13 protein-coding genes, 1 tRNA gene and 1 other RNA gene are annotated in these 16,624 nt (G+C 31.8%); 2 read left to right on the top strand and 13 right to left on the bottom strand.

All coding sequences use genetic code 4. The annotated features are described in order from the left end of the window. Positions 1 to 2 precede the first annotated feature (2 nt). Genes rplB through A6V39_RS03210 form a run of 6 tightly spaced genes read right to left on the bottom strand, consistent with a single transcriptional unit; the run spans position 3 to position 3,278 of the window. Entirely contained in the window at positions 3 to 857 is an 855-nt protein-coding gene (gene rplB / locus A6V39_RS03235) for a 50S ribosomal protein L2 (protein WP_187150208.1), read from the bottom strand. 1 nt (position 858) lies between these two features. Continuing rightward, on the bottom strand, positions 859 to 1,194 hold the full coding sequence (gene rplW / locus A6V39_RS03230) for a 50S ribosomal protein L23 (RefSeq protein ID WP_187150207.1): 336 nt from the start codon (positions 1,192 to 1,194) through the stop codon (positions 859 to 861). Next, positions 1,185 to 1,820, bottom strand: a complete 636-nt coding sequence (gene rplD, locus A6V39_RS03225) for a 50S ribosomal protein L4 (protein WP_187150206.1) — start codon at positions 1,818 to 1,820, stop codon at positions 1,185 to 1,187. The genes rplW and rplD overlap by 10 nt, the downstream gene beginning before the upstream one ends. Next, positions 1,807 to 2,496: a 50S ribosomal protein L3 gene (gene rplC, locus A6V39_RS03220; protein ID WP_187150205.1), complete on the bottom strand. Its 690-nt coding sequence runs from the start codon at positions 2,494 to 2,496 to the stop codon at positions 1,807 to 1,809. Before rplC ends, rplD begins: the two co-directional genes overlap by 14 nt. Next, positions 2,496 to 2,807: a 30S ribosomal protein S10 gene (rpsJ, locus tag A6V39_RS03215; RefSeq protein ID WP_187150204.1), complete on the bottom strand. Its 312-nt coding sequence runs from the start codon at positions 2,805 to 2,807 to the stop codon at positions 2,496 to 2,498. Before rpsJ ends, rplC begins: the two co-directional genes overlap by 1 nt. Positions 2,808 to 2,822: 15 nt before the next feature. Further along, on the bottom strand, positions 2,823 to 3,278 hold the full coding sequence (locus tag A6V39_RS03210; protein WP_187150203.1) for a hypothetical protein: 456 nt from the start codon (positions 3,276 to 3,278) through the stop codon (positions 2,823 to 2,825). 3 nt (positions 3,279 to 3,281) lie between these two features. On the opposite strand from A6V39_RS03210, the gene A6V39_RS03205 reads away from it, so the two are divergent. Beyond that, a tRNA-Thr gene (locus A6V39_RS03205) sits at positions 3,282 to 3,355 on the top strand. A gap of 2 nt (positions 3,356 to 3,357) precedes the next feature. Here the strand turns inward: A6V39_RS03205 and rplL are convergent. Further along, the gene (rplL, locus tag A6V39_RS03200) at positions 3,358 to 3,732 is read right to left on the bottom strand and encodes a 50S ribosomal protein L7/L12 (RefSeq protein WP_187150202.1); all 375 of its coding nucleotides are present in this window, start codon (positions 3,730 to 3,732) and stop codon (positions 3,358 to 3,360) included. A gap of 11 nt (positions 3,733 to 3,743) precedes the next feature. Continuing rightward, entirely contained in the window at positions 3,744 to 4,229 is a 486-nt protein-coding gene (gene rplJ / locus A6V39_RS03195; RefSeq protein ID WP_187150201.1) for a 50S ribosomal protein L10, read from the bottom strand. Between the two features lie 32 nt (positions 4,230 to 4,261). Here rplJ and rnpB point away from each other — a divergent pair. Continuing rightward, an RNA gene (gene rnpB / locus A6V39_RS03190) (RNase P RNA component class B) lies at positions 4,262 to 4,573 on the top strand. Here the strand turns inward: rnpB and lon are convergent. The 5 genes from lon to rpoB are packed head-to-tail and all read right to left on the bottom strand — an operon-like array spanning position 4,569 to position 16,622. Next, positions 4,569 to 6,944 carry an endopeptidase La gene (lon, locus tag A6V39_RS03185; RefSeq protein ID WP_187150200.1) on the bottom strand — a complete coding sequence of 792 codons (2,376 nt, stop codon included), beginning with the start codon at positions 6,942 to 6,944 and terminating at the stop codon, positions 4,569 to 4,571. The genes rnpB and lon overlap by 5 nt on opposite strands. A gap of 26 nt (positions 6,945 to 6,970) precedes the next feature. Then, positions 6,971 to 8,143 (bottom strand): trigger factor, encoded by a 1,173-nt coding sequence (locus A6V39_RS03180; protein WP_187150199.1) that lies wholly within the window; start codon positions 8,141 to 8,143, stop codon positions 6,971 to 6,973. Next, on the bottom strand, positions 8,143 to 8,565 hold the full coding sequence (ruvX, locus tag A6V39_RS03175) for a Holliday junction resolvase RuvX (RefSeq protein ID WP_187150198.1): 423 nt from the start codon (positions 8,563 to 8,565) through the stop codon (positions 8,143 to 8,145). The genes A6V39_RS03180 and ruvX overlap by 1 nt, the downstream gene beginning before the upstream one ends. Then, positions 8,566 to 12,480: a DNA-directed RNA polymerase subunit beta' gene (gene rpoC, locus A6V39_RS03170; RefSeq protein WP_187150197.1), complete on the bottom strand. Its 3,915-nt coding sequence runs from the start codon at positions 12,478 to 12,480 to the stop codon at positions 8,566 to 8,568. It abuts the gene before it with no gap. Next, positions 12,480 to 16,622, bottom strand: a complete 4,143-nt coding sequence (gene rpoB / locus A6V39_RS03165) for a DNA-directed RNA polymerase subunit beta (RefSeq protein ID WP_187150196.1) — start codon at positions 16,620 to 16,622, stop codon at positions 12,480 to 12,482. Before rpoB ends, rpoC begins: the two co-directional genes overlap by 1 nt. Between the last annotated feature and the right edge of the window lie 2 nt (positions 16,623 to 16,624).

Raw genomic sequence — 16,624 nt, 5'->3', positions numbered from 1 at the left:
AATTATTTTTTATTTTTAAAGTGCCTGGATAATACGATTAATGAATTCGAATGCTTAGACTTCCTTCTAGTCTTAACCCCCATATGTTTTTTACCTCAAGGCGTTCTAGGAGCATCTCTACCAATAGGACTTCTACCTTCACCCCCTCCATGTATATGGTCATTAGGGTTCATAGCAGATCCTCTCACTGTAGGTCTAATACCCAAATATCTAGTCTTTCCTGCTTTTCCTAAACGTACTAAATTATGATCTAAATTTGATACTTGTCCAACAGTAGCTCTTGCTTCATTAATAATTTTTCTATTCTCTTTTGAAGCTAATTTAATAACTGTATATCTACCAGTAGTATCTTTACCTAATACTTGAGCATAAGCTCCAGCTGATCTAGCTAACTGACCTCCCTTCTTGGGGGTTATCTCAATATTATGTACAAAAGTACCTTCAACTATCTTACCTATAGGAAGTGTATTGCCTATTTTAATATCAATATTATCGCTACCAGAAATAATACTATCTCCTACTTTGATACCATGTGGAGTTAGAATATACCTCTTCTCTCCGTCGGCATAAGCTACTAGAGAGATAAAGGCGGATCTATTTGGATCATATTCAATAGTCTTTATTATTGCGAGAATATTATCTTTATCTCTCTTAAAATCAATTATTCTATATCTTCTCTTATGTCCTCCGCCCCTATGTCTTACAGTAATCTTACCAGTATTATTTCTTCCTCCAGATTTCTTAAGACTTTCAGTTAAAGGTTTATAGGGCTTTGAAGTAGTTAAAGCCTCTCGATAATTGATAAGTATTATTCTTCTCCTACCAGAGCTCCTAGTAATTACGTGTTTTGTAGGCATATTATTCTTCTGTAGCTGGCGCTTCTACTTTAGCTTCAGGCTCCAATTTTTCTTGAAAACCACTAAAGTCTTCTCCAGATACAGTAATGTAAGCAGTCTTATTGGCTTTAGTAAAATTATGCTTCGATTTAAGCATATATCTAGCTTTAGCAGGCTTATTATTAATAATATTTACGGCTTTAGGCTCCACTCCAAACATAGTTTTAAAGGCTAAAGCTACTTGATGTTTAGTAGCTCTACGATTTACAAAAAAAGTAAGTTTAGGATTAGCCAAAGACTTTAAATTTTGAGTCTTCTCAGTAATCTTAGGCTTAATTATTATTGAAGTTATTTCCATTTTTCTAGTTTATTAAATACAGTCTCTAATGCTCCTTTAGTTAATAATATATATTCAGTATTTATTAAATCCCTTACAGAACAATGATTAAAGTCTTTGAAAACTAAATTAGCAATATTTTTAGAAGCTAAATAAAGAGAGCTACCTTTATCAATATCTATTAATAATAATTTCTTATTATTTAAATTAGCTTTCTTAAGGAATTCAGAAAACTCTTTAGTTTTCTTAAACTCTACCTCTTCTAATACTGAGACCATTTCAAGTTCAAAAATTCTCTTTCATGCAGAAACAAAAGCAAGCATACCCACTTTTTTATTAGTCTTAATTAAATAATTCTTTTCAGGAGTAACTCCAAAAGCTACACCACCCCCCCTAAATTGAGGATTTCTTCTAGAACCTTGTCTTGCTCTACCAGTATGCTTCTGTCTATAAGGCTTTTTCCCAGTACCAGAAACTTCTGACTTATTCTTAGTATCGTGCGTTCCTTGACGTCTATTTTGATTTTCAGTATTTACAGCTTCAAAAATAGAATGACCATGTACATTCTCAGGTCAAAGTAGCTGCTTTGGAATAGCTAAACTACTTTTCTTTTCGCCAGCAATAGAAATAACACTAACTTCTTTCATGCTTCAATAATTTAAATGCTTCTGCTTTATGTTTTCTCTTTCTTGTAGTTGTCTTAATTCTCAATAATGAGTTAGATCTTCCGGGAACAGCTCCCTTTAAAAATATTAATTTTTTATCCGCATCTATATATACTACTTCTAAATTAGCTATAGTAACCTTCTCTACCCCATACCTACCAGCCATCTTCTTGCCTTTCCAAACTTTTTGTGGAGACATACCACCTCTACCTGTCTCTAAAGATCCTTGATATCTGTGAGGATATCCAGCACCATGAGACCTAGGTCCGCAAGCAAAATTCCATAACTTAATAGCTCCTGTAAAACCATGTCCTCTTGTAATACCGCTAACATCTACTAAATCTCCAGCTTTAAATAGAGCTTCAATATTTAAAGTTCCTCCTACTTCCAATCCTTTTTGATCCATATTCCTAAATTCAATTATCTTACGTCTAGGCGTTAATTTTTTTTTCTTAAATTGACCTAATACTGGTTTACTTAATTCTTTTTCCTTAATTTCTCCATAGCCAGCCACTACAGCAGAATAACCATCTTTTTCTGGAGTTTTTAAATCTACTATTAAATTAGGCTCTACTTCAATAGCAGTAACAGGTACAAGCACACCAGATTCAGAAAATAATTGAGTCATTCCTACTTTTTTTCCAATAATTACTTGCATTATTCAATACTTACACTAATATCCAAAGAAGCAGGTAAACTCATTTTTTGAATATCAGTTATTAATTCCATAGTGTAAGAAGAGAAAATTATTAGTCTTCTGTGCTCTCGTTTTTCAAACTGTTCCATAGAAGGCTTATTAACGTGGGGAGATTTTTGAAAAGTATATAGTTTTCTTTTGGTTGGTAAGGGGAGAGGTCCTTTAATTTTTGTTTTATGTAATAAAGCTAACTCAACTATTTTTTTTACTCAAAGATCTAGAAGACGGTAATCAAAAGAGAGCAATTTGACTCTAATCTCGTTGTTAGCCATAAAACAAACATCCTATTAATTATAATAATGAACTGATTCAATCAAATATGATTTTTCTATTTCCTGATAAATTTTAATAGATAATATAGGTACCAAAAGCATTAGTCTTATTTTTGAAAAATCATTTCATTCAAAGTTCGTTGCTTGCATTTTTAGAAAGAGTTTCCTGCTAATGTAAAGTCTTTTTGCTCCTAGGGAAAGTAGAAAAAGTAAGAAAAAAAAGTTTTCCATTCTTCCTCAATCAGAAAAAGAAGAGTTTTCTCTTAATATGGCAATGGGGGAAATAAAGAGGGAAGTTAAGCTATTAGAGCCTCTAATTACAATATATCAAATGAAGTTGAAACACATTGGTACTAAGCATAGTCAAAAAATAAGACGATCTATATCTCTCAGTTGTCTAATTAATGGAAAGGCTTTAACTTTAGAAAGAGCAATAAATTCATTTTCTTCGTTAAAATAGGGAATAGTCATTATGCCGAATTAGTTTAATGGCAAAACAAGACAATGGTAATGTCTAGCTCGGAGTTCGATTCTCCGATTCGGCACCACTTTATTTAAGTTCGACAGTTGCTCCAGCTTCTACAAATTTCTTTTTAAGCTCTTCTGCTTCAACAGCTGGTACAGCTTCTTTAATTAAAGCAGGTGCAGTATCCACAATTTTCTTAGCCTCCATCAAACCTAATCCAGTTAATTCTCTAATTATCTTAATAACTCCAATTTTGTTAGCTCCAGCATTAGTTAGATGTAAATTAAATTCCGATTGTGCTTCTTCTTTTGCTTCCTCACCGCCTGCTCCCGCGGATGCTACAGAAAAGTTAGCAGAAATATTAAATTCTTGTTCAATTCCTTTGACTAAATCATTAAGTTCAAGAATTGAATATTGCTTTAAAGAATCAATTATTTCTTGAATAGTTAATTTTGACATACCTCTTTAAATTATACAGAAATATTTTTAATCATAAATGCCAATTTGTACAATGGACTCATAATTGTTTGAGCTAGTTTAACTAATAAATCTTCTTTAGAGCTCAAAGAAGCTAAAGTAGATAAATTCTCATCTGCTATTAATACATTATCAAAATATGCTAATTTAAGCTTAATAAACTCTTTATCTTTTGCTAACTTAACTACATTTTGTAAGGAAGAGATATCGTTTTTAGAAAGCAAAATAGCATTAGGGCCTGTAATTTTTTTGTTGTATTCAAAATTAGCTGCCTCTAAAGAACGATTAAGAATATTGTTTTTATGTACTACTAATTTAGCTCCAGTTTTTCTGAAATCTCTACGCATTGCAGAGATTTCTTCAGCAGTTAAACCTAAATATTCAAAAATAAGGAATGCTCCATATTCCTTTATTTCTTGAGATAAAGAATCAACTATTACCCTTTTTTCTCTAATTTTTTCTTCTGATTTTGTTTTCATTTGTAGTTAATATTATAGTGTCGGAATAGCAAAATAGTTGCTGATTGCTAGTTCAATTTTAATTGAATTAGGGGAAAGTCCTTACTTCCATGGTCTGAGATGACCATAATGATGACGCGGGTATATAAAAAATAAAACCCGACACCTTTTGGGTGATGACCAGTGCCACAGAGACGAGCATATTAAGTTATGAGTGAAACGCGGTAAACTCCGTCAGGAAGAAACCTAAATTATGGTAAGGGAATTCGCTTGAAAAAAATGAATGGAGAGCGAAAATACAAGCAAGTGTATTAGATTAATTATCAGCGTGCTGTTTAAACAGTAACAGAATAAGGCTTATTAATTTTGCTGTTTCGACATTTTTGTAAATATATACTCGTACATTTCTTTGTACTCCTTAACAGCTATCATAGTTATTGCAGACTTAATATCTTCAGGAATATCCTTTAAATTTTTACTATTTTCATGGGGATAAAAAATCGTTTGCACTCCCCCTCTTACTGCTGAAATTACTTTCTCTTTAAGGCCTCCAATAGGTAATACTTTACCTCTTAAAGTTATCTCCCCAGTCATAGCAATAGTTGAAGGTACAGGAGTATTAGTAAAGGCTGAAATTAAAGCAGTAGTAATAGTTACACCAGCAGATGGACCATCTTTAGGAATACCGCCAGAAGGCACATGTAAATTAACATCAATATTATTTCAATCTATTTTCTTGATACCAAACTCTTTCTCATTAGCTCTTACATAAGCTAAAGCTACGCTAGCAGACTCTTTCATAGTATCTTTAAGATTACCAGTTAAAGATAAATTACCTTTACCAGACATGTAATTAACTTCAATCGGCAACAAATCACCACCATAACTAGTGTAAGCCATTCCATTTACTACACCTGGTATAGCAATATCATCTTTAACAGTAAAGTCATAAATAGGACAACTTAAATACTTCTCTACTTCCTCTAAACCTATTTTCTCTTCTTTAATTTCTCCCATTATTTGGGCTTTAACAAACTTCCTTGCTATTTTAGCTAAAGTATTCTTAAGCTGCCTTACACCTGCTTCTTTAGTATATTTTTGAATTATTAAAGTTAAAGCTTCATCATTAAAAGTTAATTCATTTGACTCTAACCCACTCTCTTTAAGCACTTCTGCTATTAAATGTTCTTTAGCAATATGTAATTTCTCTTTCTCAGTATAGGAATTTAAATAAATCATTTCCATTCTGTTATGTAATGGTTCAGAAATATCATCTTCATAGTTAGCAGTAGCAATAAACATCACTTTAGATAAATCTACATCTTCTTCAATGTAATGATCACTAAATTTATCATTCTGCTTAGGATCTAATACTTCCAATAAAGCGTGACTAGGATCGCCATTGTAACTAGAACTTACTTTATCAATCTCATCCAATAAGCAGACTGGGTTATTTACTTTTGCTTGCTTTAGAGCTCTAACAATACGTCCAGGCATAGCAGCTACATAAGTACGTCTATGACCTCTAATTTCAGACTCATCATGTATGCCCCCCAAAGATACTTTGGTAAATTCTTTATTAAGAGCTTTAGCTATAGATTTAACTAAAGAAGTCTTACCTACGCCTGGAGGCCCCACAAAACACATAATAGTGCCTTTAGGATCTTTAAGTTTTCGTTGTACTGCAATAAACTCAAGAATTCTATCCTTAACTTTCTCTAATCCATAATGCTCTTTATCTAATACTTCTTTAACTTTTTTTAAATCAGTTTCATCTTTAGATGATTTAAGTCAAGGAATATCTAGCATCCAATCTAAATAATTCCTTGTTATTATGGCTTCGTTAGAATAAGAAGAAGTGTATTCAAGTCTTCTTATTTCATCCTCAATACGCAATTTGACTTCTTTAGGAAATGAATTACTCTTTAACCTAGCTCTAATCTTATTAATAACTGCTTCTTTAGAAGAAGACTCTCCTAACTCTTCTCTAATAGCTTTAAGTCTTTCTCTTAAATAAAACTCTTTCTGCTGCTTAGAGATATTTCTTGAAACTTTTTTATTAATCTTATTGTCAATCTCATTCTTCATAGATTCAGTAAGAATATCAGCAGTAGTTATTAATTTAGCTCTTTTGGAAGGACTTAATTCGCCTAGTACTTTTTGTTTAAGTTGTATATGACTTTCGCCCTCTTTAGGTCATAAATTAGCCAACTTATCTGTTAGTATAGGTAAATCCTCTTTACTAGATTTCTCTACTGCTTCAGTAAGAGATTTGTAACTATTACTTTCGCAATCAAAAATAGAGGGTTTAGAGGCTACAAATTCTTTGAACTCTTTAAGTACTTTAAGCGAAATTGGTTTCTTCTCTTCATCTTTAAGAATTTCAACATTTACATATCATGCTTTTCCTAAATCAACATCTTCTTTCCAATGAACAAATTTTGCAGAAATAATATTAACTCTATTAATACCAGTTAATGAAACAGTTAAAGAGCCTTCATCATCTTCATTAACTATTTGAGCCTTTACTAAACAACCTATATCAAAGAAATCAGAAGTCTTAGGATTATCTAAATGTTTATCTTTTTGAGTAACTACTACTAAATGACCTCCAAAATAATTAACAGCACACTTAACTGCACTTATAGAGAACTCCCTACCTACTTCTAAATCACTAGAAGTGTTAGGAAAAATAACATCATCCCTTGAAATTAATAAAGGGAATTTATTTTCCATAGTGCTAATTTTAGCAAAGCAAACATTTAACTGCTAAAAAATAATTTAGTCTGAAGGAACCTAAAGGCTTTAAATTGCAATACATGTGCGTCCAACTCCTCTTTAGGTAATGCAAAGACTTCTTCGGGCGATTTATGTCCATATAAACTAGGCCTCTCTTCAAGCTCTCTAAAATAAATAGACTGATCTTCTTCATCAAGCACCATGTTCTCTTTCTTAGCTAATGCATTAAGTACGAAAGAGATCTTAAGATTTTTTACATGTTCAAATAATACATCTTCAAACTTAAGTCTCGTATTTCCTTTTTTATGGGCTAACTGTAAAACTTTATAACTTTCAACTCTTAAAGTCTCTACTGGCATAGGCTCCAAAATATTTTTAGGCGAAAGAATTCACTTAAGTACTCTCCTATGTTCTCCAGCAATATTATGCAGTTCTCATTGAGATTTAATAAGATTCTTGAATTGGTCTATATTATTTGTTTCAGGAAATGCTAATTCTTTAAGTAATTCAGGAGTAATCTCTCTCTTACTTACACAAGCTAATAAACGTAACTCTAAATCTAACTCATTTCATTTAATTATTTTTGGCTCTTTCTCTAATGTCAAAATAGCCTCCACAATAGGATTAGGAAGTTTAGTAGTAGTTAAATCAATTTCTAAATAGTCATAACTATATTCATCTACTACTTTACCTTCTCTATCTTTCGCTAATACACTAACCACTGCCACATCATCTTTCTCTACTGGTAATTCTTTAGGAGAAGTTCAAAAAAGATTATCAAGTGATTTAGGCTCAATTCAAGTGCCTATTTGGTCATAATTATCTAAAATTACTTCTGGTACTTTTTCAAATTTTGCAGAAAATACTAATAAATTCTTATTTACATCTAACTCTTTAACTTCACAATCAATTTGCTTTCCAAATATTTTTTCTTCCCACTCACCACTTAAATGCTCCACTTCGTGATCTATTACTTTATGGGCCACATGTTTATGTTCAGATTCTGCATAACCTCTAGATTTAATATAGTTAAGCACCATTGGCAAAGGTGCATGCCCTTTCCTAAAGCCAGGAATATTTAGTTTTTTGGAAAGGGCATTAAAGTGCTTAAGATAAATATTCCTAAAACAATTAGGATCTGCCTCTATAGTTAAATTAATATACTTTTCTTCAATACCGCTATCTAGTATCTTCATTAAAAATTAACTAATACTTCTGTTTTGAAAAAATCAAATAAGAATAATAAAGCTGCATAAGAGTCTACTTTATTTGCTTTTTTTTTACCTCTATAGCCAGCTCTATTTAATAAAGCTCTACTATCTACAGTACTATTAGTCTCAGAAATTAGAATAACTTCTCAATTAGTCCAAGCTTTAAGAAGTCTTGTAACTTGGTCAATTAAGTCGGCAATGGCATTATCTTGATTAACTTTCCCAATTACTACTGTATCTATTTCTTCTCAAACTCTATTTAATTGCTTCTTAAGCATTTCAAAGAATAAGTTACCTTTAAATTCTTTAAGAACTAATTTATTTAAAGGAAAGATTATTTCTTGATTTAGAGAAGAAAGTGCTATGCCAGTTTTTTTACTACCTATATCTAAAGCCAAAACTCTCATTTAGTAATTAAAGACATCATGAGAATTTTCATCTTGTATTACTTCTTCAGATGTTTTCAATCCAGTACCAGCAGGAATTAAATTACCTACCATAATATTTTCTTTTAGAGAATTTAAGTAATCAATTTGACCTTTAACACAAGCATCTGTCAAAATTTTCTTTGTATCTTGGAATGAAGCAGCTGCTAAGAAAGAATTTGTTTTTTCTGGTACTTCTTCCAATCCAAAAATAATATTTACAGCTATAGGAGGTGTCTTTCCATCCAATAAATATTTAGTACACTCTTGTGCAAAAGTGGTGTAATCCACCACTTCATTCATAGCTCACTTAGAATCATTAGGAGAAAGAATTTTCAATCTAGAAGTTAATTGCCTTACTACTATCTCAATATATTTCTCAGAAATATCGATACCTTGAATTCAATAAACTTTTAGAATTTCTTGAACTATATATTGTCTTACTGCCTCAATTCCTGAAACTTCTAATAATTTCTTTAAATCTATAGAACCGCCACATAATCTATCTCCAAAATTAACTTTTTGACCTTTTTTCACTAATACAGGCAAGTTTAAATCCACGGAATACTCTCTCCTATTAATATCATTAACAACAGTCACTACTTTTTCATCATCTTTAATTTCAATACTTTCCACAGTACCATTTATTTCTGAAATAACAGCAGTTTCTCATTTCTTAGGAGCAACAATTTCCAATAACTGTCTAAGTCTTTCAAACCCTTGAGAAATATTAGCTTCCCCAGCTACACCACCAGAGTGGAAGGTTCTCATGGTAAGCTGAGTAGCTGGCTCACCTACTGACTGAGCTGCAATAACCCCAATAGAAGTTCCTATATCAATTAATTTCTTAGTTGTTAAGTCATAACCAAAACATCTTTGACATACCCCTTGTTTCAAACGACAATGTAATACAGATCTAACTTGAACTTGTTTAATACCGGCTTCTTCAATCTTCCTAGCTAACTCTTTAGTAATTACTTCATTAGCGGGCACTATCACTTCGCCACTTTCCGGATGTAATACATCTACATGCGCACATTTGTAAAGTATTCTGTCTCTTAGAGTCTTAATAGGAAAAGCATGTTCACTATCTCTAATTTCTTCAATTAATAAACCTTTATTAGATCCACAATCATGTACTTTAACAATTACTTCTTGTGCTGCATCTACTAATTTTCTAGTAGTGTAACCAGATTTAGCTGTTTTCATAGCGGTATCAGTCATACCTTTTCTCGCACCATATGAAGAATTGAAATATTCAATAACACTTAATCCTTCAATGAAAGAGTGCTTGATAGGCACTTCAATAATATCTCTAATTACTTTAGTATCAGCGTTTTGGTCATAGTTATAGGACTTATTCATTAAACCCCTCATACCTGACAATTGAATAAAGTTAGAGACATTACCGCGGGCACCTGATTTAGCCATAATAACTATAGGATTATTTTTGTATTCAGCCCCACTTAATAAATTCTTAATTTGATCAGATACTTTGTCCTTTACAGAAGATCAAATAGCAATAACATTTTTGTACTTTTCATCACTAGTTACTAATCCTTTCTTAAAGAATCTCTTTTGTTGTTCAACCAATTTATCAGCCTCTTCAATTAATGAATATTTCTCTACAAATTTAGGCACATCAAAAGCTGAAATAGTAGTACATGACTTAGTAGAATATTCAAAACCTAAATTCTTAATAGAGTCTAAAATAGGAGCTAATTCTTGACAAGTGTAATTGTCATGCAAATCTTCAATTAATTTTGAAATAATATTTTTTGCAAATGGTTCTTTCTCTTGATATTTCTCAATAAACTCAAATCTATCTACTCTAGGATCAAGAATATCTGCTTCATCTACCCACATACCCTTACTTTGATTTACAAATTTGTAACTAGCAGGCAAGTGAGCATTAAAGATAATCTTACCTGGTGTAGTAATTAATATTCCTTCTTTAGGAAAACGTTTAGTGCCAAAACTGTTAGTACTTATGGCAATAATAGCGTTTAAATCTACTCCGCCTATTTGATAAACATGTATTACTTCCTCGGGAGAAGAAAATAACATTCCTGTACCTTTCTCAGCTTTATCCTCAGTAGTCAAATGATAAATACCTAATACCATATCTTGGGAAGGAGTAACTATAGGCTTACCATCCTTAGGACCTAAAATTTGTCAAGGAGCTAATAATACTGATCTTGCTTCATGTACTGCTTCAGAAGATAAAGGTAAGTGAACAGCCATTTGGTCACCGTCGAAGTCAGCATTGAAAGCTGTAGTTACTAATGGATGTAAACAAATAGCTTTACCTTCCACTAATATAGGCTCAAAAGCTTGAATACCTAACCTATGCAAAGTAGGCGCCCTATTTAAAAGTACTGGTCTTTCTCTAATAACTTTATGTACTACTGGTCATATCTCATCATCCTGCTCTAATATCATCTTAGAAGCAGTCTTAATATTTGGAGCAATAGGGGTTTTCTCTACTCCAAAATCATCTGTTTTCTTAATAAGTTCACTAATAATGAATGGTTTAAATAGAGCCAATATCATTAAGATAGGTAGCCCTACTTGATACATTTTCAATTCTGGACCCACAACAATTACAGAACGTCCAGAATAGTCAACTCTCTTACCTAGAAGATTTTGTCTAAATAAACCCTGCTTACCTTTAAGATGGTCAGTAATAGATTTAAGAGGATGTCTATCTCTCGCCGTTAAAGGTCTTTTTCTACTAGAGTTATCAATCAAAGAGTCAACAGCCTCTTGCAACATTCTCTTTTCATTGTTTGAAATAATATGCGCAACATTTAATTTAAGTATTCTTGCTAATCTATCATTCCTTACAATAATACGTCTATAGAAAGTATTAATATCAGAAGAAGTAAAACGACCTCCAGATAGCTGGATAATAGGTCTTAAATCAGGAGGAATTACCGGAATAACTTTCAAAATCATCCATTCCGGTCTATTCTTAGATTCTTTAAATCATCTAATTACTTGTAACCTTGATAATATCTTTCTTATTTTAGGATCTTGATAATTTACACCATGTTGAAAATTAAGATTAATTTCTTGATTAAGTTTGTACTCTAAGCTGTCTAAATCTATTTTCTTAAGTAAATCATAAATAGCTTCCGCTCCAATGCCTACTTTAAGTCCAGTATGTTTCTCTAAATATTCAAACATGTCCATAATAGAAAATGGCAAGTTTGAACTTGATAAAGCTTTGTAATAAGCTCTACCTTGTTGATAATTTAAATCAGTTTGAAATGTTTCTGGATGTTCCTTCTGAATACCCTCATAAATAGTTCTTAAGAGCGTTCTTAATTTGGATAATGAAATTACCGAATTCTTAGAGCTTGAAACATCAATAATTTCAAGTTCTGAGAATATTGGCTTTTCATCAATTAATAAATGTCCAGGATCAAGAACAATATAGTTAACAAAATATACCACTTCTTCAACATGTTTGTATTTAATACCCAAAATCAAAGATATTTTGGCGGGCAAAGGTAATTCCTTTGTCATTCATATGTGGGCTACAGGACAAGCCAACTCAATATGGCCCATCCAGTCTCTCCGTACTAAAGACTGCGTAATACATACTTTACACTTCTCACATCTCTTACCTTTGTATTTAACTTGTTTGTACTTGCCACAAGAACACTCATAGTCTTTAATAGGCCCAAAAATAGATTCACAAAACAATCCATTCTTCTCAGGTTTAAGTGTTTTGTAATTAATAGTTTCAAAAGTAGTTACTTCCCCTTTAGATAAAGAACGTATATATTCAGGAGCTGCTAACGAGATTTGAAGAGCCTTAATACTAAATTCATTACCATTCTTTTTTTGGGCTTTAGCCGTATTAGTATTTCTAAAATCCGATCTTGCCATTATTTTTTATCTGAAAACATCATAGAACTATCCTTTTCTAACTCTCTACTCAATTGACGTTCAATAAATTCATGACAATTTATGAATTTATTTTCATCCCCATACTGAACATTAATTTTTAAACAAGCTCCTTCTAGTTTTTTTACTAGCAGTTTAAAGGACTCAGGTATATTAGGAGAAGGTAACGGTTGATTTTTAATTATAGAAGAAAAAATAAATTGCCTTGATTGAATATCATCAGACTTAATAGTTAATAATTCTCTTAAATTGTAAGCAGCACCATAAGCCTCAAGAGCTCACACTTCCATTTCTCCAAATCTTTGTCCACCATTTTGAGATTTACCACCTAATGGCTGTTGAGTAATCTTAGAATAAGGACCAACAGAACGTGCATAAATCTTATCATCTACCATATGATCAAGTTTAAGCATATAAATTATTCCTACAGTAATAGGATGCTTAAACTTCTCTCCAGTTTTTCCATCTATTAAAGTAAATTTACCATTATTATTTTCTGGATCTATATCTGCATCTTTCATTATTGAAACTAAATCTTCATTATTTACTCCTGAAAATATAGGTGTTGCTACTTTAATATTTAAATCATCTTCTTTAAGCCCAGTTCTAGAAAGAATAATACTAAAGTCTATATTCTTTAATTGTTTACTTTCTTCAAAGGTCTTAATATTCTTAGACTCTAAATACTCCTTAGTTATTTTGAATAATCTATCAACAGTATCAGTATCTATACCAAACAAAGCGGTAGCTAATTCTTTATTTGAAGCAAAATAAAACTCTAACAGCTTTTTGAATACTAATTTTCTAGCAGCAAAACCTAAATGAGTTTCTAATACTTGCCCAATATTCATACGAGAAGGTACACCTAAAGGATTAAGAATAATATCTACAGGAGTACCATCCTCTAAATAAGGCATGTCTTCCATTAAAGCTATTTTTGAAACTATACCTTTGTTACCGTGTCTACCGGCCATCTTATCGCCCACTTGAATTTTTCTCTTTTGAGTAATAAAGACTTTAACTACTTCAATAACATCATCGTCTAATTTATCCCCTTTATAAATAGATAATCTCATTATTTTTGTAACCACCCCGCCACCGCCAGAAGGAACACGTAATGAAGTATCTCTTACGGATTTAACTTTTTCTGCAAAAATAGCTTGCAATAACTTCTCCTCTGAAGTCTGTTCTGTAGTAGCTAAAGGTGATACTTTACCTACTAATATATCTCCTTCTTTAACTTCGGCCCCAATCATAATTATTCCATCTTCATCTAAATATCTCTTTTCTTGATCAGAAGCCCCTACTATTTGTCTTGTTATTTCATCATCACCAATCTTAGTTCTCATACATTCAATACTATGTTCCTGAATATGTATGGATGTATAAACGTCTTCTTCAATTAATCTAGAAGAAAGGATAATAGCATCCTCATAGTTGTAGCCCATTCAAGTAGTAAAGGCTACTAATAAGTTTTGTCCCAAAGCTAACTCGCCATTTTGCATGGCAGGGCCATTAGCTAGTACATCTTTAAATTTAACTTTTTGTTTAGGCCTTACTAATGGATATTGATTCTTACAAGTATTCTGATTAAATCTCTCAAATTTATAAAGCTCTAACTCCTCTTCTCCTAATTTACCATCATCATACTTAACTTTAATATACTTATCCCCAACTTCCTTTACTTCGCCATCCCCTTTAGCTAATATAGATAACCCAGAATCAGTAGCTATTTTATATTCAACACCAGTACCAACAATAGGAGAATAAGGCTTCAATAAAGGCACAGCCTGCCTTTGCATATTAGATCCCATCAATGCCCTGTTAGCATCATTATGTTCTAGAAAAGGAATTAAAGAGGCGGAAACAGAAACTAATTGATGACAAGCAACATCTAAATAATCTACCATTTTAGGATCTACACTCTCAACAGAATCCCGATATCTGGCTGTAACAACCCCACTTAAATTACCATTCTCATCCCTAGGCACATTAGCTTCTGACATCACATAATTCTCTTCTTGCACCGCAGACATCCAACGTATCTCATCTGTAACTTTTCCATTATCTACTCTGTAATAAGGAGTAACAAAAAAGCCATATTCATCTATTTGAGCAAAAGAAGCTAATGCCATAATAAGACCAATATTCATACCTTCAGGAGTTTCAATAGGACAAATTTTTCCATAATGAGAATAGTGAACATCACGAATATTCAAGTTAGGATCTTCACGCTTAATACCACCTGGACCCATAGCTGAAATCTTTCGTTTATTTGTAAGTTCAGAAAGAGGATTTTGTTGATCTAGGAACTGCGTAAGCTGATGTGAATTAAAAAACTCCTTAACAACTATTTGGAAAGGTTTAGTATTAACTAAAGATTTAATAGAAAAATCAGTATCTGCAGAATCACGTAATACAGCATAGTTAATCTTAGCTTCCATGCTATTCATTCTCTCAGTAGAGAATCTAACAATTCTTGCCATAGCCACTTGAATTCTTGCTTGCAATAATTCATCTACTAATTTAAGACGCTTATTTCCTAAATGGTCAATATCATCATAATTCCCTACTTCATTCTCCATATTAGTAATGTAAGAAACAATAGCAATAATGTCAGAAATAAATATTCTATTATCAACCCCAATAAATCTTGGGGTTCCCATTAACTTAATTACTGAAGAATCTTGAGCGTGAGTTCTATAAATCAATAATTCCTCTATCTCAACTTTTGCATCCCTTTCAGAATTAGGAAAATTCTTAGGAGGATAAGAAATAGTGACAGTCTTAAGAATCTTTAATTTTCTTTGACGAGCTAATTCGTCAAACTTTAGTACTTTATCTCTAGACATGAAAGTGCCCTTAGGAAAGACCACTTCACCATCAACAGAAAGAATATCTTGAGCTATTACTTTTTGAAAAATTCTATGAGTTAAAGAAAGTTTATGATCTAATTTGTATCTCCCTGCTTTGCCAATATCGTAATAATTCTTTTCAAAAAAATAAGCTCATAATAATTCTTGAAAAGAAGTTACTTTATAAGAAGGGGCATCAAAAGAAATACCTATCTCCCTAACCAAATATTGACATATTCATTCAACTGTAATAGATTCAAGTAAAGTCTTTGCTTTATCTATCTCTTTTTCAAGTGTAACTTTAATAATTTCATATTCATCAGTATTATTAGCAGCTGCCGCTATTTTCAAATTATTTAATAAATTCTCATGAGACTTCTTCCAATATTTCTCGTGATATTCATAAGATAAAGAATTCAATCTATAATAAATACTCTCTTGCGATTCCTCTAATCATTTATCAAAGTCTTTAACTGAAACTACTTGTGATTCAAATCATTTCATATAGGGCCCATCAGACAAAATAATATCTCTATGCCTGAAGTCTTCGCCATCTAAAGTGTTTTGCATATAACCGGCTCCATCAAAAGCTTCCATAATATCTTTTTCTGAAAAACCAAAAGCTTTAAGTAAAGTAGTTAAAGGAAATTGAATTAAGTTATCTCCAAGATTATTTTTGGCTGAAATCTTAATTTTCTCTTTTTGATAATTGAAAAGCATCAAAATTCCCCTCAAGGGAAGTAATTCACATATAGTACCTTCTTGAACTCTCTTCTTAGAGTTAGACAGTTTAATTTGAGACTTAGGAAGTATATATGCTCCCGGAGCTCTAACTATCTGGCTAATAATAAACTTCTCAATACCATTAATAATGTAATTAGATCTAGAAGTAAGAGCAGGTAAATTACCTAAAAAAACATTCTCTACAGAAGTCTTCTCACTACCCTTAGAAAGATGACTTACTAATTTAATAACTAATCTAACTGAATATTGAAAATTCTTACCTTTTTCTAGAGCTTCATTTTCAGAAATATCAGGCGGAACAAGAATAACATCTTCTAAATGTAAAGAAGTATTCTTGGTATGAGAATAAATAGGAAAGAAAGTCTTAAGAGCATCAAATAAACCACCATTAATAAATCTAGTATAAGCTCCTAGTTGAACACCCTTAAGGTCCGGTGCAGTAAAATTTGGTGAGGATACTTTTGAAAAATCTAACCTATTAACTATTGGACTAAAACTATTAACCCTATACCCCCCAACTCTCATTC

This window comes from Candidatus Mycoplasma haematobovis (assembly GCF_001645765.1).
Lineage (GTDB): Bacteria > Bacillota_I > Bacilli_A > Mycoplasmatales > Mycoplasmoidaceae > Eperythrozoon_B > Eperythrozoon_B haematobovis.
Note: the sequence above shows the minus strand (reverse complement) of the source record. Positions and strands in the feature narration are given on the sequence as shown.